The following is a 22,764-nucleotide window of genomic DNA, read 5'->3' as shown; positions in this document are numbered from 1 at the left end:
AGGCATGCAGCAGGGATGGTGCGGTCGACGAGGAACCATCGAGGGGGATATGGCGTCTGGTCAGCTAACACCGCGACTACTGACCGGTACCCCGGCGACGGACCGACCGCGGTCTGTGGTCCGCGCGGCGGTGCTGGGCCTGGGCACCTACGTGCCGCAGCGGGAGATGACCAACGACGACGTGGCCCGCCTGGTCGACACCTCCGACCAGTGGATTGTCGAACGGACCGGCATCCGGGTGCGTCACATCGCCGAACCGGACCAGGCGGCCTCCGACCTGGCGCTTCCCGCCTCCCGGGCCGCTCTGGCGGACGCCGGCGTTCGGCCGGAGGAGCTGGACCTCATCATCTGTGCCACCACTACTCCGGACATGCTCTTCCCCGCCACGGCGTGCATCCTGCAGGAGCGATTGGGGGCAAAGCAGGCCGCAGCAACCGACCTGCTCGCCGCCTGCTCCGGATTCATCTACGGCCTGGCCACCGCCACGGCGCTCATTGGTGCCGGCGTCGCCCGGTACGTGCTGGTCGTCGGCGCGGAAGTCCTGAGCAAGCTGGTGGACTGGACCGACCGCACGCTATGCGTGCTGGTGGGTGACGGGGCTGGCGCTGCGGTGCTGGGGCCATCCCGCCAGGGCGGAGGCGTGCTGTCCACGGTGCTGGGCGCGGACGGATCGGCGGGCGACATCCTCAAGCTCCCCGGAGGCGGCAGCCGCCTGCCCTACAGCCGCCAGGTGATCGAGCGGCGACTCCACTACCCGCGCATGGACGGACGGCTTCTGTTCAAGCTCGCCGTGCGGGTGGTGCCCCAGGCCATCGAGACCGCCGTCCGCCGGGCCCACCTGACCCTGGACGACGTGGAGTGGATCGTCCCCCATCAGGCCAACCAGCGGATCATCGAGGCGGTGGCCCATGCCATGCACCTGCCCCTGGAACGATTCGTCTGCACCATCGAGCGCTACGGCAACACCTCGGCAGCGTCGGTGCCCATCTCCCTTTGGGAAGCCCGCCGCGATGGGAGGCTGAAGGCGGGCGATCATGTGGTGCTGGTGGCATTTGGCGGCGGGTTCACCTGGGGTGCGTGCGTACTGACCTGGGGGACCTGACCTGCAGGCAGGCCACTAGGTCACCTTCCACCTGAACCCTGCGGCAACTCCCGGGAACGGAGAAAGGCCCATGCGGTCGCCGCATAGACCTGCGCGCAGCGGACGACTTCGTCAGCGGGTACAGCCTCGTCGTAGCCGTGGATGCCCCGACCGAACGGGCCGTACTGGACAACAGGGATGCCCGCCGCGCGGAAGTGGCGGGCGTCACTGGTGGCCCATTGGAGGAGGAAGGCGGGGGGTTTACCCAGGATCTCGGTGACACCGGCGGCCAGCGCCCCGGCGATATGCGCATCGGGCAGAGTAAAGTTAGGCTCGGCGAGGTCCAGGGTCTCCACCTCCACGCCGGTTCCTTCAAGCGCTGCCGTCAGCTCTGCTCGGAGGGCTGACGTTGAACATCCCAAGGGTACGCGAATGTCGACCTCAGCGGTGGCCTCCTCGGGGACCACGTTGATCTTGGTTCCCCCTCGCAGGACGCCCAGGTTCACGGTGACGTGGTCGAGTGCCGCGGTTGCGGATTCGCCCACATGCGAGGCCATCCACCTCTTGGACTCCGCGAGGATCGGTGCAAGTTCGGGCGGGCAGTTCCCCCTGCGGCCAGCCAGGTCCATCACTGGCCGAAGGGCGTCCATGATGCTGACCAGGGCGTTCCTTCCTACATAGGGACTCAAGCTGCCGTGCGCCGGGGTGCCGCAGGCTCGCAGGCGGAGCCAGAGGGCACCGCGCTGACCGATGGTAGACACCTCAGGCCCTGATGGCTCTGCGATCAGGCAGCCATCCCCCCTCAGCCCGGTTTGTTCCAGCAACCACCGGGTCCCCCAGCGACCGCCAGTTTCCTCGTCGGCAACCAGCACCAGGATGATGCGTCCGGGGAGATCCACGCGTGTCAGGACATGTACAGCGCCAAGCAGCGCGGCCACACCTCCCTTCATGTCCACAGAACCACGTCCCCAGATAAAGCCATCGAGCACATCCCCGGAGAACGGCGGATGGGTCCATCGGCTCGGATCCCCGGCAGGAACCACATCCAGATGCCCGTTGAGGATCAGCGTCCGCCCGCTCTGTGGACCTATGGCAGCCACAAGGGAGACGCGGCCCGGTGAGGGCTCGTGCCACGCAGGATCGATCCCCCAGCTACGCAGCGCCTCAGCAGTGAGGGCAGCCGCCCCGCTCACATCGCCGGGCGGATTCTCAGTGGGGGCCTGAATCAGACGGCGGCACAGTGCCACGACCTCATCGCCACGAGAGGCAATCTCTGCCAGGAGATCTTCAGGTGTCCCCATCAACCCGCTCCGCAGGCGGGCCTACGCCATCCGGGCAGTGCGCGGATCGAGCATGTCGCGCAACCCATCTCCCAGGAAGTTGAACCCGAGGACCGTGGTCATGATGGCCAGGCCCGGAAACGTGGACACCCACCAGGCCTGGCCGATGAACCCCCGCCCTTCGGCCACCATGGCGCCCCACTCGGGGGTGGGGGGTTGCGCGCCCAGCCCCAGAAAGCTCAGGGAGGCAGCCCAGAGCAACGCTGTGGGCATCTCCAGCGTCGTGAACACGATGATGGTGCCCAGGGCATTGGGCAGAATATGACGCACCAGGATCCGCAGATCACGCCCCCCCAGCGCCCTGGCGGCCTCCACGTAGGTCGACGTGCGGATGACCAGCACCTGGCCGCGCATCAGACGCGCAAACTCCCGCCACCCCGTGACGCCGATAGCCAGGATCATGTTCCCCAGCCCACCGCCCAGAACGCCAGCAATGGCCAGCGCCAGCACTAACGTGGGCACGGCCAGCATGATGTCGACAATGCGCATAAGTACCACATCCAGCCAGCCACCAAAATAGGCAGCGCACGAGCCGAGCACAATGCCGATCACAGCCTCGATGAGTACCACGGCCACGCCGATGAGCAGAGCGTAGCGAGCCCCGAAGACGATGCGGCTAAGGATATCCCGCCCCAGCTCGTCCGTGCCGAGCGGGTGCGCCCTTCCGGGCGGTACCAGCAGTGCCTCGATGTCCAGGGCAACGGGATCATAAGGGGCGATGATGGGTGCCAGGAGGGCCGCAATCACAATGCCCAGGACCACGACTAACCCAGCGACCGTCAGGCGGGAACGTCCCATCCGCCTGAGCCACCACTGAAGTGGTGAGCGTACAGGCTGAGGCGCCACCTTACTCGTATCGTATGCGAGGGTCCGCATAGGCGTAGAGCACATCGACGATGAGACTGCTCAGCACCACCAGAACCGCCATGAACATAACGATGCCCTGAACAACCGGATAATCCCGTTTGAGCACGGAATCCACCAGTAGGCGTCCCATGCCCGGCCAGGCGAACACGGTTTCGGTAATCACGGCGCCGCCGAATAGCCAGGGCAGCCGCAGGCCTGCCAGCGTCAAGATGGGTATCAGGGCGTTGCGCAACGCATGGTGCACGATCACGCTCCACTCGTCGAGCCCCTTGCTGCGCGCGGTGCGCACATACTCCTCCCCGATGACCTCCAGCATGCTGGACCGGGTTAGGCGAGTGAACAGCGCAGCCGGGGGCAATCCCAGGGTAAGCACGGGGAGGATGTGCGTGCGCAGCCCCTCCCAGGACCAGGGATTCTCCGCGCGGCCGGAGATGGGGAGCAGGCCCAACCAGACTCCAAAGATCAAGATGAACAGCAGACCGAGCCAAAAGGTGGGCATCGAGACCCAAAACAGAGCCGCCAGCCGGGACACATTGTCCATAGCCGTGTTGCGGCGAATCGCCGAGATTACTCCCGCCGGCAGGCTGACCGCCAGCGTCACCAGAAGCGCCAGGACCGTCAGCTCCAGCGTCGGCCAGATACGGGGACGGATCATGGCTGCCACCCGGTCCCCCGTGGTGATGGACAATCCGAAGTCTCCACGCGCGGCGCGAGCCAGCCACCGGACATACTGGACGAGAACGGGGCGATCCAGGCCCAGCTCCTTCCGACGTTGCTGGACCAGCTCCTCCGGCACATTCAGTCCGAAGAGGAGGCGAACGGGGTCACCCGTCAGATGCAGCAGGCTGAAGACGATGAGGGTGACCCCGAGTACCACAGGTATCAGCGCCAGCAACCTGCGGAGGATGTAGCGAATCATCTCCGCAGGAAAGACCTACTTCCGCCGCAGCGCCAGCGCGCGCAGGTGTACCGGCCACCAGGGGTGGGAGCCCAGTACCTCCAGACCGCCCACAGACTTCTTCGCAGCCAATAGGCTGGTGTTCGACACCAGCGGTACCCAGACCGCAGACTCGATGATGATCCGCTGCACCCGGTTCAGCGCTTGCTCTCTCTCCGCATCATCGACGGCATTTCCGGCGGTCTCCAGCAGCCTGTCCAACAAGGAGTTGGGCCAACGTGAAAAATTGCTGGAGGGGATGTTCGACGAATGCGTCAGGAAGTACAGGTACGGCTGGCCCAGCCACCAGGTGTTCCGGAAGATGCCTATGTCGAAGGCCCCCGCGCGGGCGCGGTCGTAGGTCGCGCCCACCTCCGCCGTCTCCACCTTCACATCGATGCCCACCTGCTTCAGCTGGCTCTGCACAATAACTCCCGCCCGGCGCCACTGGTCGATGTTCGAGAAGGTGATGAGCGTAACCTCGAAGCGGTCTCCATCCTTCCGCAGGATCCCGTCGGGTCCCGGGCGCCATCCTGCCTCCGCAAGAAGCGCCTTGGCGCGTTCTACATCGTACCTGTAGGCATATTGCTTCACTCCCGGCCAGTAGCCGATGGTCGCCTCGTTGATCAGCCCATCCACCGGCCGGCCCACTCCTAGCCAGGCAGCGCGGGCGATCGCCTCTTTATCGATGCTGTGCGCGATGGCCTGACGTACCTTGGCGTTTTGGAAGAACCAGCGCTCCATGTTCAGAACCAGGTACTGCACGCTGTAGGTGGGCGCCTGCATCACGACCACATTGGGGTTGGCACGCAGGCGTTGCAGTCCCGCAGGAGTTACGTCAAAGGTCAGGTCCACGTTGCCGGCCTCAACTTCCGCCGTCATGGTGGCATCCTCGGGGATGATGCGGAAGATCATTCGCTGGAAGTACGCCGGCCCGCGGTTGGGGGAGAAGGCCGGACCCCAGCGGTACTTGTCATACCGCTCCAGGACGATTCGGTCTCCCGGGATCCACTCCTTGAACATGAACGGTCCGGTGCCGATGAGCGCCCGGATGCCGATGTCTGTGGACGGTGTGCTGGCAATGAACGATGCGGGCAGAATACCCGTGTGCGCGTCGGCCAGATCAGAGATCATGGCTAGCGGCTTGGGCTGGGCGAAGCGAAAGATGATGGTGCGCGGATCAGGAGTATCCATACCCACGATACCGCCCGTGCGAGGGCGGAGATACGACGACAGCGGCGATACGGTGATATACCGCTCGAACGTAGCCTTGACGTCGGCTGAGGTCACCGGAGCACCGTTGTGAAATGTCAGGTCTCGCTTCAGAACGACGCGCAGCGTCTTCTTGTCTGCAGACCAAGCGTAGGACTCAGCGAGCAGCGGCACAACCTTGAAGTCCTTGTCCAGCGTAAAAAGCGGTTCGACGACATAACTGAGCACAATGAGCGAGTGGAAGCGGTTCGTCCGCTGGGGATCGATATTTTCGGGCTCTTCACCCAGGCCTTGAATCAACGTGGTCGCCGCCTGCGCAGTCGCAGGCTGGGGCGCCATTGGGATGAGCAGAGCCGTTATCCCGAGAAGTGCGAGAAGGACGACCCATCGAGGCATGTACCCTTCCCTTCTTTCTTCAGCCTGCAGGTGTGGTCAGCCAGGCCGCTTGTGAGTGTCAGATGCCCGCTGGGCCGGATCTGTCAGCCCGGCCTGCCTCCAGCCGCCGCACGGTACTCCTCCGCCGTGGCGAAGCGGCCCCCTTCGATCTCCTGCGAGATCACCCGGTACTGGAGGTCGAACCCCACGTGCATCCGCAGCACGCGATTGCAGCGCGTCCCCAGGACGTCCTTGTGCAGGCTGTAGCCGGAGACCCCCTGGTCGAACTCTTGAAGGAGCTCGGAGCGCCGATCGGCGCGAACGCGGATGACCTCGCCGCAGTGGTCACAGCGGACGTAGAAGACCAGGGCGCCGGTATTGCCCTCTTCACCCCCACCGCCGCGGAACAGCCCTCCCAGCCTGCGCAGCCACGTCATCGTCACCACTCCGTCTTCACTGCACTCGAGGGCAACCGGCGTCTATCCCGCCGGGGGCCCGGGAACCCTTTCGCGGGCCTGCACGGCATCTCCTGGGCTGGCAGAGGGACCGTCAGCCTGCACGCGGTCCGCGTCCCAACCAGAGAGAGCGGAGCCTTCTCCCACGCCCACCTGGCGCCACAGGTACCGACTTCCCCGGAAACGGCCGCCTAGGCCGAACCCCCACCGCTGGCGCGGGCCGGGTAGGCGTGCAGGGAGAGGAACCCTGCCACCATGGGCAACCAGAAGGCGACCAGGCGGAACAGCAGTGCGCCGGCCACCGCCGTCTCCAGGGGGACCCCCAGCGAGCTAAAGGTAACAATCATACCTCCCTCCGTCACTCCCGCGCCGGAGGGGGTGATGGAGACGATCATGAGAAAGGTACCCACAGCGTAGCCGGCGACCAGCACCCCTGGGGGAAGCGCCTCCCCGATGGCCCGGAAGACCACGCTCAGGGTAGCAAGGCCGACAGCCTGCACCCCCAGCGCGTGCAGGGCGGGGCGAAGGGCGTGGCGGGGACGGGCCCGCACTGCGGCCACTACCTCCTGCACCTCGTGCACCCACCGCGCTAGCCGCTCGCGGGAGATGGCGGGAGGGCGCCGCAGCCCCCGGCTCACCCAGTTAAGCACGCCGGCCATGCGCATCATCCAGCGGGAGAGGGCCGTCGGGACGGCGATCAGGCGGATGGCCAGACCCGTGCCGCTCGCCATCACCGCCGCAAAGACCACGAGGGCTGTGAGCTGCGACGGCTGCAGGTCGCGCTGCACCAGCTGAACCGCCGCCCCGGCGAGAAGGACGACCAGGAGCGCAGCATAATCAAAGAAGTAGTAGCTCAGACTCGCCAGCAACGCGCGCGACGGCGACAGCCCGCGGTCGCGGGCCGCCACCACGAAGAAGGCCACCCCCGCCGTGGCACCCACGGGCGTGGCCAGGCTCCCGAAGGCCATCACCAGCGCCAGCCAGACCGCCGTCCCCAGCGACACCGCCGTGTCCAGCAGTCGGAAGACCGCCTGGTAGAACGCTCCCTGGTTGAGGGCGAACACCACCTGCAGGCCAAGTGCCGCCACCAGCCAGCCCGGGTGGGCGGTGAGTAAGATGCGTGCCAGCGTGTTCAGCTCCGCGGTGCGGGAAATGACGACCAGCAGCAGGAGGATGGGTGCGAAGATCCAGATGGCACGCCGCAACGGAAGAGGTCACCGCTGATACAATTCCATGCCCGGGCCGTTCTTCCCCCAGCTTGACCGGCAGCTACTCGGGCAATCCCCTCAACCTGAACACCTGCACGCGGTCCAGGAGAGGCTCAGCTACATAGACATTCCGGGCCTGATCGACGGCGATCCCACGAGGCTGGTAGAGTTGTCCCGTCGCCGGACCCCAGACGCCCCACCGGCCGAGGTAGCAGCCCCCGGGGGCGAACACCTGCACCTGGTGATAGAGGGGATCCGCCAGGTACAGACGGCCCCTGCCGTCCACCGCGATGGAACCGTCTTGAAAGCCGCTCTCCAGGGCGGCCGGCCCCCTCCAGGCCTGCAGAACCCGTCCTGTGGCATCGAAGCTGACGATGCGGTGCCGTCCCCGCTCTACGGCGTAGACGCGACCCTGGCTGTCGACGGCGAGGTCACCGGGGAATTCGACACGCCAGCGGCCAGCGGGTTGGTCCGCAGCATCGAAGCGACGGATCTCCTGGTTTCGCCAGTCGGCCACGTAGAGGGTCCCCGCGGAGTCCACCGCGATGCCCCTGACCGACGCGAACCCCCGCAGTTCCTGGCGGGCAACACCAACAGCACTGATTCTGCGCACGAGCGGCACGCCGCGCTCAGTCAGAGCCACAGCGATCGCCCCAGCGGGGTCCACAGCCACATCCTCCAACACCGCCGCCGGAGATACCCGCCAGACGGCGGCGACCCCGCCCTGACGGTCCACCCGGACCACGCGGAAGTTACCCTGGTCTGCAATGAAGAGGTGCCCGCTGCCGTCGGCGGCCAGGGCCTGGGGGTGCTTCAGCACCTGGGCGGGAAGAGCCCCCCACTGCCGCAGCAGCACGCCGTCCCGGGCAAATTTCTGAACGCGGTGGTTCCAGGTGTCGGCCACGTAGATGTGCCCTGCCCTATCCACCGCCACCCCCGCTGGAGCGTTGAACTGCCCCGGCGCGAAACCGTACGCGCCCCAGACCTTGAGGACGGCCCCCGCGGGGCTTAGCTTCTGGACGCGGTGATTCTTCGTATCAGCGACGTAGAGATTGCCCTCCGCATCAACGGCCACAGCGGCGGGCGCGTTGAACCGGCCCGCTTCCCCGCCCGGGCCGCCATAGACGGCCAGGGCGCTCCCCGCCGGGGTGAACTTGATGATCCGGTGGTTGCCGGTATCGGCGACATAGATGTTGTCCGCCCCGTCTGCGGCCAGCCCCGACGGCCGGTGCAGGAGTGACCCATCGCCGGCCCCTCTCCACGTCGCCGCCGGTGCGCCCGATGGGCTGAACTTCAGGATACGGTTTCGGCCTGTGTCGGCCACGTAGAGGGCGCCTGTGCCGTCCACGGCCACGCCGGCCGGGTGGCTGAAGAGACTGGTGGGAGGGACGCCTCCCCAGGCGGTGACAAAGGTGGCCTGCAGAACCGGGGAAACGGGGCGCCTGTGGGCGGCAGGTGGTGCGGTCGCAGGCGGGCCGCAAGCGTAGAGGAGGAGGGCGCCAAGCGCAACCGCCAGCCGCGACCACCCCGGTGGGTTCGGCTCGGCCATGCAGGCCTTACGTTACCCCGCGACGCTCCTCTTCCAGCAGCGCCCGCCGCAGGATCTTGCCGATGAGCGTCTTGGGCAGGGCGTCGCGAAACTCCACGGCCCGCGGGACCTTGTGGGGCGCCAGCCGCTGCCGGCAGAAGGCGATGAGCTCGTCGGTTGTGGCCGTAGCGCCCGTCTTCAGCGCCACATAGGCCTTGACCACCTCGCCCTTCAGCGGGTCGGGCGCGGGGATCACCGCCGCCTCGCGCACGGCGGCGTGCTCGTAGAGTACCTCCTCCACCTCCCGGGGGAAGACCTTCAGGCCGCCGACGTTGATCATCTCCTTCTTCCGGTCGACGATGTAGAAGAATCCATCCTCGTCCATCCGGGCCATGTCCCCGGTCAGGAGCCAGCCCTCGCGCAGGGCGGCCGCGGTCTCCTCCGGTCGGTTGAGGTACCCGCGCATCACCTGGGGGCCGCGCACCGCCAGCTCGCCCACCTCCCCCGGAGAAAGGACTCGCCCGCTCTCCGCATCCACCACCCGCGCGTCCGTGTCGGGGAAGGGGACCCCAATGCTGCCGACCCTCCGGTGGCCGTAGACCGGCGTGCAGTGGGTGATGGGGGACGCCTCCGTCAACCCGTACCCCTCCACCAGCCGGCCACCCGTAGCCGCCTCCCAGCGGCGCTGCACCTCCTGGGGGAGGCCCATGGCACCGCTGATGCAGGTGCGGATGGAGCGCATGTCGGTGCGGACCAGGCGAGGGTGGTTGAGCAGGGACGCGTACATGGTGGGCACGCCGTGGAAGACCGTGGGCCGCCAGCGGTCAATTGCACGCAGGACCATCTCCGGGTCGAACCGCGGGATCAGGATGATGGTCATCCCCAGGCGGAGGGAGAAGTTCAGCACCGCGGTCATCCCGTAGATGTGGAAGAAGGGGAGAACGGCCATGGCCCGTTGCCCCGCATGTTCACCTCCGCCGTACCAGGCCACGGCCTGCAGCAGGTTGGCCACCAGGTTGCGGTGCGTGAGCACGGCGGCCTTGGGCACCCCGGTGGTCCCTCCGGTGTACTGGTAAAGCGCAGGGTCATCGGGGCTTACCGTCACCGGCTGCGGCCGCCCCTCCGCCAGCAGGGCGGCAAACGGCAGCACTCCGGGGGCAGGCCGCACCTGCACCCACTGTCCCTCGCGGCGGGCCTTGAGGGGGTAGAGCAGCCGCAGGTGCGGCGGCATGTACTGATGGATGGGGGTGTAGATCACGTGACGCACCCCTACCCGCTGTGCTGCTGCGGCCACCCGCGGGTAGAACTGGGTGAGCGTCACCGCCACTTCCACGCCTGCGTCCCGAAGCTGGTACTCGATCTCCCGCTCCGTGTAGAGGGGGTTGTGCGGGACGGCCACGCCGCCCGCCTTGAGGATCCCGTAGTAGGCGATGACGAACTGAGGACAGTTGGGTAGGTGCAGGGAGACGGGTGTCCCCTGGCGCACGCCCAACCGCTGCAGCCCCGCGGCGAACCGCGCGACCAGCGCATCCAGCTCCGCGTAGGTCATGCGGCGGCCGAAGAAGAGCAGCGCGGTCAGGCGCCGGTGCCTGCGGGCACTTTCCTCCAGAACCTGGTGCAGCAGGAGGTCGGGGTAGGTGAGCTGTGCGGGCACCCCGTCGTCATAAAACCTGACCCACGGCCGCTCCACAGCCTGCGGATGAAGGGCCATCGTCCTCACCTCACGGGCCCGACGTAGCTCCAGTGTAGCGCACGGCCCTCAGGCCTCGGTAGTCAGCACCTCCAGCATGGCGCCGTGCAGGCGCCCATTGGTGGCCAGGATGTCTCCCGCGCCAAAGGGCCCGCCCCGCAGGTCGGTGACCCGGCCCCCGGCTTCCTCCACCAGGAGCATCCCCGCGGCCACATCCCACAGGTTCAACCCCGGCTCCCAGAACCCGTCCAGGCGGGCGGCGGCAACGTAGGCCAGGTGGATGGCGGCGGAGCCTGTCATCCGCACCTCCCGCGCCCGCTGCAGGAATACTGGGATCGTCCGCAGGTGCGCCGGGCGGCGCTCCCGGCCGGGCAGCCCCGTGGCCAGCAGCGCCGCCCCCAGATCCTCGGTGGCGGAGACGGCCAGCCGCACTGGCTCCCCGCCCCGCGTGGTCAACCATGCGCCTTTCCCTCGCTCGGCGCAGAAGAGCTCGTCTGTCGCCGGGTGATAGACCACCCCTATGACGATCGTCCCCCGGTGTTCAACGGCCAGCGAAACGGCGAACCACGGTAAGCCGTGGGCGAAATTGGTGGTACCGTCCAGCGGGTCGATGATCCAGCGGTAGTCCTCGCCCGCCCGCACCGTCCCCTCCTCCCCCAGGAGGCCATGATCCGGATAGACGGCGCGCACCCGTTCGCTGATCAGGGCCTCCACCTCCCTGTCAGCCCGCGTGACCAGATCGGTGGGGCCCTTGTACTCGATGCCCTTGGCATCGGGCGCGGCTGGCAGCAGTGAGAGGAGGTGTGCGCCGCCGCGCCGGGCCACGTCCATGGCGAAGGTGGCAAGAGGGGAGAAGGTCACACTCACCATTCTTGGGCGCGCCAGGGCGGTTCCCCTCCCGGCAGCGGGCGCATCTCCCGCCGCGGGACTCATCCGTCTAGGGCACAGGTCTCGCCGCCGGGGGTCATCCGGTTAGGGCACAGGTCTCGCCCGGAGTCAACTGTTCAGACAAACGGGACCCGCTCGAAGGGGGCGCCCAGGATTGCCGCCGGATCGGCGCCCAGCCATCGCTCCAGCACCGTAGCGTAGACCGAGCGGAAGTCAATGGCGTGCTTCATATCCCCGTCCACCAGGTCGGTCAGGCTGGGTTGCTGGCCGTACAGCCCGCCCTTCAGCCCCTGGCCGAAGAGAAGAAGGGGGGCGGCCGTGCCGTGGTCCGTGCCGCCGCTGCCGTTCTCCGCCACCCGCCGACCGAACTCCGAGAAGGCCAGCCCCAGCACCCGGGAGGCATTGCCCTGCACTTCCAGGTCACGCAGGAAGGCTGCCACCGCCTCGGCCAGCTCGCGCAGGAGGGCCTCGTGCGCCCCACGCTGGGCCGCGTGAGTGTCGAAGCCGGTCATGTGCGCGTAGTAGACCTTCGTCGGCAGGTGGCCGGCGATCATCTGGGCGATCAGCTTCAGGCTGGCGCCCAGACGACTGTTCGGATACTCCACGCCCCCACGGTACTTCCCCACGGCCTCGCGCACGCGCTCCGAGGAGAGCACCGCATTCATCGCCGTATGCCGCAGGAAGTCGATAGTGTCGGGTTCGCCGGAAGCCGAGGACCCGGGGGCGTTGAGCAGGCGGAAGAGGTCCCACTCCTGCTCAGCCCCGATCCCGCGCTGACTTGGCATCCACTGGAAGGTCTGGGGGGTCTGCAGGGCGATGCCCTGACCGGAGGAGGCCTGCATGGCCAGCGGCAGCGACGGCCCCGCGTTCACCCCCACCGTGGGCTGCTCACAGACGGGACACTTGCTGTCGAAGTAGCGGCCGATCCATCCATAGCGCACAACCCGGCCCTCCGGATCCGCCGTGTGCCAGATCTCCATGGATCGGAAATGGGAGCGGCTGGGGTTGGGGTAGCCGACTCCCTGGATCACCGCCACCGCTCCCCGGTCGTAGAGGTCCCGCAGGGCAGCCAGGCTGGGGTGAAATCCCGTGGCCTCCGTCAGACGGAGTACGTCTTTAGCCGGTACGGCCAGCGTGGGCCGCGCCCGGTAGTAGGCGTCGTCGGAGAATGGGATCACCGTGTTCAGCCCGTCGTTTCCCCCTCCCATCTGGATGACCACCAGGATGCGCTCATCCGGCACCCCCGGCCGGCTCTGTACCTGTGCCAGGTCCCATGGATTGTTCAACGCCAGAGCGGTGCGGGCGAGGAACGAGGGGGCGGTCGCCCCCATGGCGACGATGGTCAGTCCCTTCTTGACGAACTCGCGGCGGGTCATTCCCTGACGCACGGTCCCTCCTCCTTTCCCTGCCCAGCTGCGAAGCGCGCCAGCAAGGTGCGCCTGACGCGCAGCCCTCAGGTGAGCTGATACTCCGGCATGCTCATCAGCAGGTGCAGCACGCTGCGCACCCGTTGGGGCGTCGCCTCCACTGGATCGGAGGCCCGGTTAGCCCCCAGCGCACGCCAGAGGGCAAACTGCCGCTTCTGGTCCATTGCCGCGCCGGGCAGCAACCGATCCATGATGGCGGCCAGGACCTCGCCGGCAGTCCGCGCGGTGGGCGGCACCAGTCCGGTCACTTCCACCGGGCGAATGGTCTCCAGGAGGCGCGGAGGCAGGCCGGGCATGCGGCCTTCGGTGATCAGGCTGCCCAAGTTGTACCGCTCCAGGATCGTGGCGGTGGTCACCCAGGCACGACCCCTCGGCCATCCGCCCACATTAGGCGGCATAAGCAGCATCTGCCCCATCCGGTCTGCAGCCAGCAACAACGCGGCAGCGGCAGTGGGAGGCATACGCAGCGCCCGGGCTGTCCCCACCACCAGCTCTACCGGGCTCTTCACCTGGCTGCGCCGGGTCCGGGGAGAATAGAAGACCTCTGAGGTGAGCAGCGCCCGCAGCAGCGGCCGGACCTCGAAGTTTTCGCGGCGGAAAATGCGGGCCAGTTCGTCCACCAGGTGCTCCTCCGGCTGGAGGTAGACCAGGTACTCGAAGAGGCGGCGCGGCAACCAGCGGGCCGCGGCCGGCTGCTCGAAGATGATGTCGATGATGTCCGCCCCGTCGAAGGGGCCTCGCCGCCCCAGGAAGGTCTTCGGCCCGTCGTCGTGCTGCCCCGCATTGAAGAAGAACTCAAACTCCCCGCTCGGTGTGGGCCGCAGCGTCCACCCGGTAAAGGCCCGCGCCGCTTCCCTGATGTCCTGCTCCGTGTAGTGGCCCACCCCCAGGGTGAACAGCTCCAGCAGCTCGCGGGCGTAGTTCTCGTTGGGCTTCCCCTTGCGGTTGCTGTTGTTGTCCAGGTAGGTGAGCATGGCCGGGTCACGGCTGACCTCAAGGACGAGCTGCTTGAAGTTGCCGGTGGCCTGTCGGCGAAAGAGGTGGTTCTGCATGTAGAGGAACTCTGGATTCTGTACATCGGGGAACCCCGAGACGAGCAGACCGTGCCAGAAAAGCACCATCTTCTCCTGCAGTGGGCGCGGCGTGGCCACCAGGCGGGCCATCCACCATATCCGAACCTCCTGCAGCTTCTCCCGCTGCAGCCGGTTGATCCGGCCCTGCAGGTCGCGCCGTGCCTGGTCGCTGCCGCCGGCGCGACGGAGGGCGAAGGCGTCGGCGTAGGCCCGCCGCAGCTCGCTGAACTCCACCGCCTCGGTGAGGTCGGGGATGCGCTCGTAGTTCAGAAGCTCGTCTACGGCGGCCTCGACGCCAAGGGCGAGCAGGCGCTGGACCTCCTCCGGCGGGCCGCCCAGCCCGGCCCGATGCAGCAGGTGTGCCGCCTTGGCCGCATCCCACGGGTTGGCGGCTGAGGGACGAAACGCCCGCAGTAAAGGCTCAGCCATCGGCTTCCTCCTGACGTGCTGCAGAGCCTGGCCTCCGGCCCACAGCTTACTTTGTACATCTAGACCCTCCGGTCGGGGCAAAAGGTTTAGTCTCGCGCTCACGTGTGTATGCACCCACGGTCCGTGGCTGTTTGCACATGTGATTGCAGGGCCAGAGGGAGGACCCGGGCCGCGGCCGCAGACCGGCCCCCGGACGCATCCCGGGGAAGCGACCCCGGGCATGGCTGTAGCGGCAGGAAGGCCCAGCGTCCGCGCGAAGTCCAGCCACGCATGGAGATCGGACCGGCGCGGCCGCAGGACATCGACGGGATCCTGGACCTTTGGGGCGAGCTGGCTACCTTTCACGCCCAGCTCGACCCGGCCTTTACTCCGGCTGCGGGCTGGCGGCCCGCCTATGCCGGGTACCTGAGCACGCTACTGGGACGGCCCGACGCCCGCGTGCTGGTAGCCCGGGAGCAGGCCCGCATCGTCGGCTACGGCGTCGCCCGGATCACCCTGCTGCCGCCTTTCTTCGCCGAGCGGCGGCGGGGCTTCATTCAGGACGTATTCACCAGGCAGGGGTACCGCCGCCGCGGGATCGCCCATCGCCTGGTCACCGACCTGCTGACCTGGTTGCGCGAGGAAGACGTCAGGACAGTGGAACTGACGGTAGCCATTAACAATACGGAAGCCATTCTCCTGTGGAAGAGCCTGGGCTTCCGGCCCTACATGCAGCACTTTAAGCGGGGTCTATAGCCACCCCCTCGAGCCCGGCCCCATCCGCCCGGAGCCGGAGAGAAGCAAGAGGGGGAGACCCGCTGCTGGCAGAAGAGACTGCTCGTGGTCGATCGTCTGGCCTCTGTATACGGAAGCGCCCGGGAGCGCGGCCTGCGGGCGCTGCTGGTCTCCACCCCGGCGAATACCTACTACCTCAGCGGGTTCCGCGCCGTCACCTATAGCCGGCCGGTTCTGCTGGTGCTTAGCGAGGACCCGGTGCTGATCGTACCCGAGCTCGAGGCTGCCCACGCCAGGGCCCGCGCCCGCGTGCGGGACATCCGCATCTATTCCGATCTGCACCTGGGCGGGCTGCGCGGGAAGTCGCCCCTCCACCTGGCACTGGACCTGGCCGTAGAGGTGCTGCGGGAGCGAGGACTCACGCAAGCGGTGGGCTTCGAGCCGGCGGGGCTGAGCTACGAGGGCTACGCCTATCTGCGCGACGCCGCCGGTGAGGTCCACCCAGGCGGCGGGCTGGTGGAGGCGGCGCGGATGGTCAAGGATCAGGAGGAGCTGGAGTTGATCCGCAAAGGATGCACCCTGGCCGAGCACGGCATGGCCGTGGAGGTGGACGCCAGCACCGTGGGGGCCGTGGAAGTAACCATCATGGCTGAGGGGAACGCGGCGATGCTGCGAGAGGCGGCAAAACGCTTCCCCGAGGATGAGGTCGCCGCCAGCTCCCGCCCCGTCTCCGGGGAGAAGACCGCGCTCCCCCATGCCATTCCCAGCGGTCGCACCCTGCGCTCCGGGGACGTAGTGATCCACGGGACCGGGTGCTCGGTCAACGGGTACTACAGCGAAGACGAACGGACCATCTTCGTGGAGAAGGCCAGCGCCGAGCAACGTCGTCTTTTCGAGGTGATGCGCCAGGCGCAGGAGGCGGCCCTGGCGGCCATCCGTCCCGGGGTGCGCTGCCGGGAGGTGGACCAAGCGGCGCGCCGCGTGATCGCCGAGGCCGGCTTGGGCGAAGCGTTTATCCACCGCACAGGCCACGGCATCGGCATCGACTACCATGAGCTTCCCTTCTTCGCCCCGGGGGACGAGACCGTGCTGCAACCCGGCATGGTCATGTCGGTGGAACCAGGTATCTACATCCCTGGGGTGGGCGGGTTCCGCCACTCCGACACCATCGTCGTCACCGAGGACGGTTGCCAGGTGCTTACTGCCTATCCCAGGGATCTGGAGTCGTTGATTGTCGGCTGAGGCTCGCCCGGGGACCTTCTCCATCGTCGCCCTCGACCCACAGAGCGGGGAGATCGGCGTGGCTGTGGCCAGCAAGTTCCTGGCGGTGGGCGCAGCGGTCCCGTGGGCGCAGGCGGGGGCGGGCGGCATCGCCACGCAGGCCTGGGCCAACCTGAGCTACGGTCCGCAGGGGTTGCGCCTGCTGGCCTCAGGAGAGGCTGCGGAGGCGGCGCTGCAGCAACTGGTCGGCCCGGACGGGAATCGCGAACACCGCCAGGTGGGCATCGTGGACGCCCGCGGCCGGACGGCGGCATGGACCGGCAGGGAGTGTCTGCCCTGGGCGGGCCATCGGCTGGGAGAGGGCTTCACCTGCCAGGGGAACATCCTGGTCGGCCCGGACGTGGTCGAGGCCATGGCCGGGACGTTTGCCCGCACGCCCGGGCCGTTGCCGGAACGGCTGCTGGCCGCACTGGCCGCGGGACAGCGCGCAGGCGGAGACAGCCGCGGGCAGCAGTCCGCCGCCCTGCTGGTGGTCAAGGAAGGTGGATCCTACGGCGGGTACCTCGACCGCTACATCGACCTGCGGGTGGACGACCACCCGGCGCCGGTGGAAGAGCTGCAACGCCTGCTCACCCTGCACCGCCTCTACTTTCCCGCGGCACAGCGGACGTTCACGGAGCTTGCCGGGGAGACCGCCCGTGAAGTCCAGCGGATCCTGCGGCGTCTGGGCTACTACAAGGGCGAGGTGACTGGGATCTACGACGACGCCACCCGGGAGGCCTTCCGCCGCTTCTGCAGCGTGGAGAACTTCGAGGAGCGGTGGCGCCAGGACCACCTGGTGGACCGGGAGGTCCTGCACTACCTGCGCCGCCGCTACGGCGCACATTCGTGACCAAGCGCGAGCGCCTGCGGGCCGCACTGCGCGGGGAGGCTGTGGACCGGCCGCCCGTGGCGCTGTGGCGCCACTTCCCCCGGGAGGACACCAGGGCGGAGACGCTGGCGGCGGCACACGTCCGCTTCTACGCCACCTACGACTGGGACTTCCTCAAGGTGACGCCGGCCAGCGGATACTACGGCGACGATTGGGGGTTGCATGCCGGCTACCGTCCCAACCGGGAAGGCACGCGCCACTACACCCACCGGCCGGTGAGGAAGGCCGCGGACTGGGCCAGCCTGCGGTCGCTGGACGTGACCGCAGGTGTATACGGCCGGGAGCTGCACACGCTGCACCTGATCCGGGAGGCGCTGCCCGAGGAGGTCATCCTGGCCACGGTGTTCAGCCCGCTGACCATCGCCCGGACGCTGTGCGGCGACCAGGCCCTGCTGCGCTACCTGCGCGAGCAGCCAGAGGTGCTGCACCAGGGGCTGACCACCATCACCGAAGTGACACAGCGCTTCGCCGCCGAGACGCTCAACGCCGGGGCAGACGGCATCTTCTTCGCCACCCAGTGCGCCACCACAGACTACCTCACAGAAGAGGAATACGAGGAGTTCGGCCGCCCTTACGATCTGCAGGTCCTGGATGCCGCCGCGCAGGCGGAGCTGCGCCTGCTGCACCTGCACGGCGTCCACGTCATGTTCGACCTGGTCACCGACTACCCTGTGGACGCCCTCAACTGGCACGACCGCCAGACCCCGCCCACGCTGGCCGAGGCCCGCCAGCGCTACTCCGGCTGCCTGGCCGGCGGGCTGGACCAGGAGACCCTCTCCCGCGGGACGCCCGCGGCCGTGGCGGTCCAGGTGCAGGACGCCGTGGCCCAGACGGGCGGCGTCCGTCTCATCATCGCCGCGGGCTGCGTGACCTTTGTGGACTCGCCCGCCGCCAACCTGCACGCCGCGCGGCAGGCCCTCTCCCCCGGCTAGAGATCTTGCAAGTTGATCACAATCTCCCGGAGGCCCTGGCGCCCGATCCGTCTCGAGGCGTCGAGCACTTCCACGGCGACCGCACGACCCTGTCCGTCCAGGTTCACGATGAGGCCGGGAGCCAGCTCCCGGCTGGTGACAACCTCTCCGTCGGTCAGCGCCAGCGTAAGGGCATCCGCCTGGGCGTCGTAGGCGATGCGCATCGCGCCTACTTCACCACCAGGGTCCCCTTCATGCCCGCGGTGTAGTGGCTGCCCCCGCCACCCGTGGCCAGGTGACATCCGATCTCAAACGTCCCCTTCCTGGTCGGGGTGAAGGTAAGGGTGACCTTCTTTCCCGGTTCCACCGCCACCTCGGACAGGCGCGTCCCGGCCACGGCAAACTCGCCGCGGACGTGGACCATGACCTCCCCCATGTCCCGCAGGTAGGTGTTGGCCAGCACGTAGTCCCACCACGCGCCGGTCCCCTTGGGGAGCGATTTGGGTTGAGGATAGACCATGAACACGTGGGCCTGGAGCCCCTTGTTCTCCAGGACCAGGTCGACGGGCGCCCCCGCCTCCACGGTGATCGTCTGCGGGGAGAACCTGTACTCGGTCATGGTCAGATTGACCCGGGCAGGCGCGCCAAAGAGCAGGCCGGTATGGGACGCCGTGGTCTGGTCAGCCCAGCCGAAGACCAGGAGTGCCGTGAGCCCTCCCAGCAGGAGGAGCCGTCTCATCTCTGTCACCTCCGCAATCGCGTTTGGGGCGGGCGTTCGGGTTCCAGGACGCGGCGCAGTCCGCGGGGAGCGCGCGCAGGGCCTCTGCCGCCTCCTGACGGGATGGCGGGAGGTCCTCGCCGCGTGCCAGCGCAGCCGCACGGAGGAGGGCCAGGGCCGTCCAGTGCGGGACCTTCAATCGCCGAAAGAGGCCCGCGGCCTGCCGGCAGCGGTGTGCCGACCGCTCCACGACTCCCGCGGCCAGTTCCGCCTGACCCTCCCAGAGGAGCCCCAGCTGCGGCGCCTCCTCCACCGCCAGGGCTGGAGGCGGCGCCGGTACACCCGGTCAGTGCCGCTGCAGGACGGCGCCGCAGGACTCGCGGACCACCAGGCGGGTCTTGAGGACTATCTCCTGCACCGGCCGCGCAGGGTTCTCCAGCCGCTGCATCAGCAACTGGGCCGCGCTGGTCCCCAGGGTGTACGCCGGCTGGGCCACCGCGGTCAGGGTGGGTGTCAGGATCGGCGCCCAGTCCATGTCGTCGAAGCCCACGATAGCCATTTCCTGGGGGATGCGCACCCCGGCCTCCTTCAGGGCCAGCATGGCCCCGATGGTCATCAGGTTGTTGGCCACGAAAAGGGCCGTGGGTGGACGCTTCATCCCCAGGAACTCCCGCGCCAGCCGATACCCGCTCTCCTGCTTGAAGTCGCCCTCCCGCACCAGGGCCGGATCGGCGCGCAGGCCCGCCGCCTCAAGCGCCGCCCGGTAGCCGGCCAGTCGCTCCCGCCCGGTGAAGACACGGGCCGGGCCGCTGATGATGCCGATACGGCGGTGGCCCAGCGCGATCAGGTGGCTCACCGCGGTGCGCGCCCCCTCCACGCTGTCCACCAGGGCGGCATCCGCCCGGATCCCCTCCAGACGCCGGTCCACCAACACCAGGGGGAGGCCGGTGCGCAGCCAGCGGCGCAGGTGGGGGGTGGCCTGGCCGCTGGATGCCAGGAGCAGCCCGTCCACCTGCTTCTCCCGCAGGATGCGCAGGTAGAGGTCCTCCTTCTCGGGGCTCTCGTCGCTGTTGCACAGGATGACCGCGTAGCCGTGGCGCCGCACCACATCCTCCACACCGCGGACCACCGCGGCGAAGAAGGGGTTGGCGTTGTCGGAGACGATGACCCCGATGGCGTGGGTCCGCTTCTTCACCATCCCCCGGGCGAGGGCGTTGGGGGTGTAGTCCAGCTGCCGGGCCGTGCGCAGCACGCGTTCCCGCGCACGCAGGCTGGCGTAGCCGTAGCCGCCCAGCACCCGGGCGGCCGTGGCCACGGACACCCCGGCCTTGCGCGCGACGTCCTTCAGGGTGGCCATCGAAGGATCAGATAGCGCTATCAGCATTCATATTCTGCCCGTTTCGGCCCGCTTCCTCCCGCACTGCTCCCCGCAGGCTGTATCGCATGCAATCCTCATCATGTCCGGGGAATTACACTCTTGAGGAAGGAATCGGCGGCCCGGCGGCAGAATGGGAATATGAGATCGTTATCACAATCGGGCCCGGCGATTGGAGGCGGGGGCAAGCAATGCGTTCCCGCCGGTCGGGCGCAGCCGCGGAGGGCAGCCATGAGGTCTCCGAAGGTCGGCATCCTCACCTTCTCCGACGGCAGGCCCCACGTCCACGAGGAGCTTCTCCCCCTCACCCGGCAGTTCCAGGACCGCCTGGCGGCGCGGCTGCGCGCCGCCGGCTGGGAGGTGGTGACGGGCCGGGAGATCGTCTGGACCACCGACCTGGCCCAGAGCGAAGGGAGGTACCTGGCGGCCCAGGGCGTCGAGGCCACCATCTTCAACTACGCCATCTGGGCCTGGCCGCACTACTCGGCCATCGCCGCCCAGTTCGTCCCCGGGCCGATCCTGCTCCTCTCCAATGTCAACCCGCAGTACCCGGGGCTGGTGGCCATGCTCTCGGCGGCGGGCAGCCTGGACCAGGTAGGGGTCTTCCACGGCCGCGTCTCGGGTGACATTGACGACGACGCAGTCTTCGGGCGGGTCCAGCAGTTCCTCCGCCCGGCGGTGGCGCGGAACCGGCTGCGCGGCCAGGTCTACGGGGTAATGGGCGGGCGGTCCATGGGCATGTACACTGCCGTCCCCGCCCTGGACCAGTGGCGGCGGGACTTCGGCATCGACATCGAGCACATCGACCAGTTCGAGATCGTGCGCCGGGCGGAACAGGTCCCCGACGCCCGCGCCGAGGCGGCCATAGCCTGGCTGCAGCGCCACGGGGCCACCATCCACTACGACGGCCAGAAGCTGACGCCGGAGCTGCTGCGGCGCCAGATCAAGGCCTACCACGCCGTGCGCCAGCTCGTCGCCGAGTGGCGGCTGGACTTCTGCGGCATCAAGGGTCAGCCGGAGATGACCACCCACTTCGCCACCGTGGACGTGGCCGAGGCCTTCCTCAACGACCCCTACGACTGGGAGGGGCCGCACGAGCCCATCGTCTGCGCCACCGAGGCGGACAGCGACGGCGCCCTGACCATGCAGATCTTCAAGCACCTGGCCGGGACACCCGTGCTCTTCGCCGACGTGCGGCACTACGACACCGCCGACGACGTCTGGGACCTGTGCAACTCCGGGCAGCATGCCACCTACTTCGCCGGCCGCTCCTTCGACCCGGCGGTGAACCTGAAGCGCGTCCACCTCTACCCGGCCATCATCTACTTCCCCGCTGGCGGAGCGTCGGTCATGCACGTGGCCGCCCCGGGACAGGTGACGCTGGCCCGGCTGGCCCGGCGCAACGGGAAGTACTGGATGGCCATCGTCCCGGCAGAGTTCGTCGAGTTCCCCCCGGAAGTGGAGGCAGAGAAGGTGGCGGCCACCACCCCGCAGTGGCCGCACGCGTTCGCCCGCTTCCGCGTTCCCGCCGAGCAGTTCCTGGCAGAATACGACTCCAACCACATCCACGGGGTCTACGGCGACTGGGTGGCGGAACTGGTCTGGTTCTGCCGGATGAGCGGAATCGAGCCGCGCGTCTTCGCCTGAGGTACGCCGGTGGCCCGCTACAGCATCGGCATCGATTTCGGCACCGAGTCGGCGCGGGCGGTGCTGGTGGACGTTGCCAGCGGCCGCGAGGTGGCCACGGCGGTCCATCCCTACCGCCACGGCGTCATCGACCGTGCCCTGCCTACCGGAACCCGCCTGGGTCCCGACTGGGCGTTGCAGCACCCCGGCGACTGGCTGGAGGCACTGGAGGTGCTGCTGCGGCAGATGGCCGCCGGCGGCGGCGAAGAGGTTACCGGCATCGGCGTGGACTTCACCTCGTGCACGCTGCTGCCAGTCCGCGCCGACGGCACGCCGCTGGCCCTGGAGGAGACCTTCCGAGACCGGCCGCACGCCTGGCCCATGCTCTGGAAGCACCACGCCGCCCAGCCCTACGCGGAGAGGATCAATGCCTCAGGGTGGGAGGGCCTGCGCTGGTACGGGGGCCGGACATCGTCGGAGTGGCTGTGGGCGAAGGCCTGGCAGGTCCTGGAGGAGGCCCCGGAGGTCTTCGCTGCCGCCGACCGCTTCATCGAAGGCGGGGACTGGATCGTCTGGCAGCTTGTCGGCCACGAGGTGCGCAGCGCCTGCCAGGCCGGCTACAAAGCGCACTGGCAGCCGGGCGAGGGCTATCCGCCCGCGGCCCTGCTGCAGCGGCTGCACCCGGGGCTGCCGGCGGTGCTCGACCGGCTGGGTCCACCACAGCCGCTGGGCACACCGGCCGGCGGCCTCACGGAGGG

The 22,764-nt window shown here is 68.3% G+C and carries 21 protein-coding genes; 7 read left to right on the top strand and 14 right to left on the bottom strand.

Going from position 1 to position 22,764, the window contains the following annotated elements; genetic code table 11:
• Positions 1–115 precede the first annotated feature (115 nt).
• Positions 116–1,102 carry a beta-ketoacyl-ACP synthase III gene (locus QN152_03915; protein ID MDR7538661.1) on the top strand — a complete coding sequence of 329 codons (987 nt, stop codon included), beginning with the start codon at positions 116–118 and terminating at the stop codon, positions 1,100–1,102.
• Positions 1,103–1,122: 20 nt separating this feature from the next.
• Here the strand turns inward: QN152_03915 and QN152_03910 are convergent, their stop codons facing one another.
• The 11 genes from QN152_03910 to QN152_03860 form a co-directional block, all read right to left on the bottom strand.
• Entirely contained in the window at positions 1,123–2,382 is a 1,260-nt protein-coding gene (locus QN152_03910) for an ArgE/DapE family deacylase (protein ID MDR7538660.1), read from the bottom strand.
• Positions 2,383–2,403: 21 nt separating this feature from the next.
• Positions 2,404–3,297 (bottom strand): ABC transporter permease, encoded by an 894-nt coding sequence (locus QN152_03905; protein ID MDR7538659.1) that lies wholly within the window; start codon positions 3,295–3,297, stop codon positions 2,404–2,406.
• Positions 3,269–4,207, bottom strand: a complete 939-nt coding sequence (locus QN152_03900) for an ABC transporter permease (GenBank protein MDR7538658.1) — start codon at positions 4,205–4,207, stop codon at positions 3,269–3,271. The genes QN152_03905 and QN152_03900 overlap by 29 nt, the downstream gene beginning before the upstream one ends.
• 15 nt (positions 4,208–4,222) lie before the next feature.
• Complete coding sequence (locus QN152_03895; protein ID MDR7538657.1) at positions 4,223–5,737, bottom strand: ABC transporter substrate-binding protein; 1,515 nt, start codon at positions 5,735–5,737, stop codon at positions 4,223–4,225.
• 179 nt (positions 5,738–5,916) lie between these two features.
• Positions 5,917–6,255 carry a hypothetical protein gene (locus QN152_03890; protein MDR7538656.1) on the bottom strand — a complete coding sequence of 113 codons (339 nt, stop codon included), beginning with the start codon at positions 6,253–6,255 and terminating at the stop codon, positions 5,917–5,919.
• A gap of 203 nt (positions 6,256–6,458) precedes the next feature.
• On the bottom strand, positions 6,459–7,472 hold the full coding sequence (locus QN152_03885) for a lysylphosphatidylglycerol synthase transmembrane domain-containing protein (GenBank protein MDR7538655.1): 1,014 nt from the start codon (positions 7,470–7,472) through the stop codon (positions 6,459–6,461).
• Between the two features lie 64 nt (positions 7,473–7,536).
• The gene (locus QN152_03880) at positions 7,537–9,024 is read right to left on the bottom strand and encodes an NHL repeat-containing protein (protein MDR7538654.1); all 1,488 of its coding nucleotides are present in this window, start codon (positions 9,022–9,024) and stop codon (positions 7,537–7,539) included.
• Between the two features lie 7 nt (positions 9,025–9,031).
• Positions 9,032–10,714: a long-chain fatty acid--CoA ligase gene (locus QN152_03875; protein ID MDR7538653.1), complete on the bottom strand. Its 1,683-nt coding sequence runs from the start codon at positions 10,712–10,714 to the stop codon at positions 9,032–9,034.
• A 48-nt stretch (positions 10,715–10,762) separates the two neighbouring features.
• Positions 10,763–11,563 (bottom strand): inositol monophosphatase family protein, encoded by an 801-nt coding sequence (locus tag QN152_03870; protein ID MDR7538652.1) that lies wholly within the window; start codon positions 11,561–11,563, stop codon positions 10,763–10,765.
• A gap of 134 nt (positions 11,564–11,697) precedes the next feature.
• Positions 11,698–12,969, bottom strand: coding sequence for a DUF1501 domain-containing protein (locus QN152_03865; protein ID MDR7538651.1), 1,272 nt, complete (start codon positions 12,967–12,969; stop codon positions 11,698–11,700).
• Between the two features lie 65 nt (positions 12,970–13,034).
• A complete protein-coding gene (locus QN152_03860; GenBank protein ID MDR7538650.1) occupies positions 13,035–14,510 on the bottom strand; it encodes a DUF1800 domain-containing protein in 1,476 nt (491 codons plus the stop codon).
• 270 nt (positions 14,511–14,780) lie between these two features.
• Here QN152_03860 and QN152_03855 point away from each other — a divergent pair, with 270 nt between their 5' ends.
• The 4 genes from QN152_03855 to QN152_03840 all read left to right on the top strand — a co-directional run bounded on the left by QN152_03855 (position 14,781) and on the right by QN152_03840 (position 18,308).
• Positions 14,781–15,245 (top strand): GNAT family N-acetyltransferase, encoded by a 465-nt coding sequence (locus QN152_03855; GenBank protein MDR7538649.1) that lies wholly within the window; start codon positions 14,781–14,783, stop codon positions 15,243–15,245.
• Positions 15,246–15,329: 84 nt separating this feature from the next.
• Complete coding sequence (locus QN152_03850) at positions 15,330–16,466, top strand: Xaa-Pro peptidase family protein (GenBank protein ID MDR7538648.1); 1,137 nt, start codon at positions 15,330–15,332, stop codon at positions 16,464–16,466.
• On the top strand, positions 16,456–17,337 hold the full coding sequence (locus tag QN152_03845) for a DUF1028 domain-containing protein (GenBank protein ID MDR7538647.1): 882 nt from the start codon (positions 16,456–16,458) through the stop codon (positions 17,335–17,337). The genes QN152_03850 and QN152_03845 overlap by 11 nt, the downstream gene beginning before the upstream one ends.
• Positions 17,334–18,308 (top strand): uroporphyrinogen decarboxylase family protein, encoded by a 975-nt coding sequence (locus QN152_03840; protein ID MDR7538646.1) that lies wholly within the window; start codon positions 17,334–17,336, stop codon positions 18,306–18,308. The genes QN152_03845 and QN152_03840 overlap by 4 nt, the downstream gene beginning before the upstream one ends.
• Here QN152_03840 and QN152_03835 read toward each other — a convergent pair.
• From QN152_03835 to QN152_03825, 3 genes are all read right to left on the bottom strand, one after another.
• The gene (locus tag QN152_03835; GenBank protein ID MDR7538645.1) at positions 18,305–18,511 is read right to left on the bottom strand and encodes a DUF2283 domain-containing protein; all 207 of its coding nucleotides are present in this window, start codon (positions 18,509–18,511) and stop codon (positions 18,305–18,307) included. The genes QN152_03840 and QN152_03835 overlap by 4 nt on opposite strands.
• A gap of 5 nt (positions 18,512–18,516) precedes the next feature.
• A complete protein-coding gene (locus QN152_03830; protein MDR7538644.1) occupies positions 18,517–19,026 on the bottom strand; it encodes a hypothetical protein in 510 nt (169 codons plus the stop codon).
• A 325-nt stretch (positions 19,027–19,351) separates the two neighbouring features.
• The gene (locus QN152_03825) at positions 19,352–20,362 is read right to left on the bottom strand and encodes a LacI family DNA-binding transcriptional regulator (protein MDR7538643.1); all 1,011 of its coding nucleotides are present in this window, start codon (positions 20,360–20,362) and stop codon (positions 19,352–19,354) included.
• Positions 20,363–20,611: 249 nt separating this feature from the next.
• Here QN152_03825 and QN152_03820 point away from each other — a divergent pair, with 249 nt between their 5' ends.
• Positions 20,612–22,027, top strand: a complete 1,416-nt coding sequence (locus QN152_03820) for an L-fucose/L-arabinose isomerase family protein (protein MDR7538642.1) — start codon at positions 20,612–20,614, stop codon at positions 22,025–22,027.
• A 9-nt stretch (positions 22,028–22,036) separates the two neighbouring features.
• The coding region (locus tag QN152_03815) for a ribulokinase (protein MDR7538641.1) at positions 22,037–22,764 on the top strand (728 nt) is incomplete at its 3' end.

This window comes from Armatimonadota bacterium, assembly GCA_031459715.1.
Lineage (GTDB): Bacteria > Sysuimicrobiota > Sysuimicrobiia > Sysuimicrobiales > Humicultoraceae > Humicultor > Humicultor tengchongensis.
This window is presented reverse-complemented; position numbering and strand designations above follow the sequence as displayed.

Coding starts and splice junctions, on each gene's coding strand:
- QN152_03905 (MDR7538659.1), bottom strand. CDS start 3,297: ATGCGGACCCTCGCATACGATACGAGTAAGGTGGCGCCTCAGCCTGTA.
- QN152_03875 (MDR7538653.1), bottom strand. CDS start 10,714: ATGGCCCTTCATCCGCAGGCTGTGGAGCGGCCGTGGGTCAGGTTTTAT.
- QN152_03830 (MDR7538644.1), bottom strand. CDS start 19,026: ATGAGACGGCTCCTCCTGCTGGGAGGGCTCACGGCACTCCTGGTCTTC.
- QN152_03910 (MDR7538660.1), bottom strand. CDS start 2,382: ATGGGGACACCTGAAGATCTCCTGGCAGAGATTGCCTCTCGTGGCGAT.
- QN152_03880 (MDR7538654.1), bottom strand. CDS start 9,024: ATGGCCGAGCCGAACCCACCGGGGTGGTCGCGGCTGGCGGTTGCGCTT.
- QN152_03835 (MDR7538645.1), bottom strand. CDS start 18,511: ATGCGCATCGCCTACGACGCCCAGGCGGATGCCCTTACGCTGGCGCTG.
- QN152_03860 (MDR7538650.1), bottom strand. CDS start 14,510: ATGGCTGAGCCTTTACTGCGGGCGTTTCGTCCCTCAGCCGCCAACCCG.
- QN152_03825 (MDR7538643.1), bottom strand. CDS start 20,362: ATGGCCACCCTGAAGGACGTCGCGCGCAAGGCCGGGGTGTCCGTGGCC.
- QN152_03820 (MDR7538642.1), top strand. CDS start 20,612: ATGAGGTCTCCGAAGGTCGGCATCCTCACCTTCTCCGACGGCAGGCCC.
- QN152_03870 (MDR7538652.1), bottom strand. CDS start 11,563: ATGGTGAGTGTGACCTTCTCCCCTCTTGCCACCTTCGCCATGGACGTG.
- QN152_03900 (MDR7538658.1), bottom strand. CDS start 4,207: ATGATTCGCTACATCCTCCGCAGGTTGCTGGCGCTGATACCTGTGGTA.
- QN152_03855 (MDR7538649.1), top strand. CDS start 14,781: ATGGAGATCGGACCGGCGCGGCCGCAGGACATCGACGGGATCCTGGAC.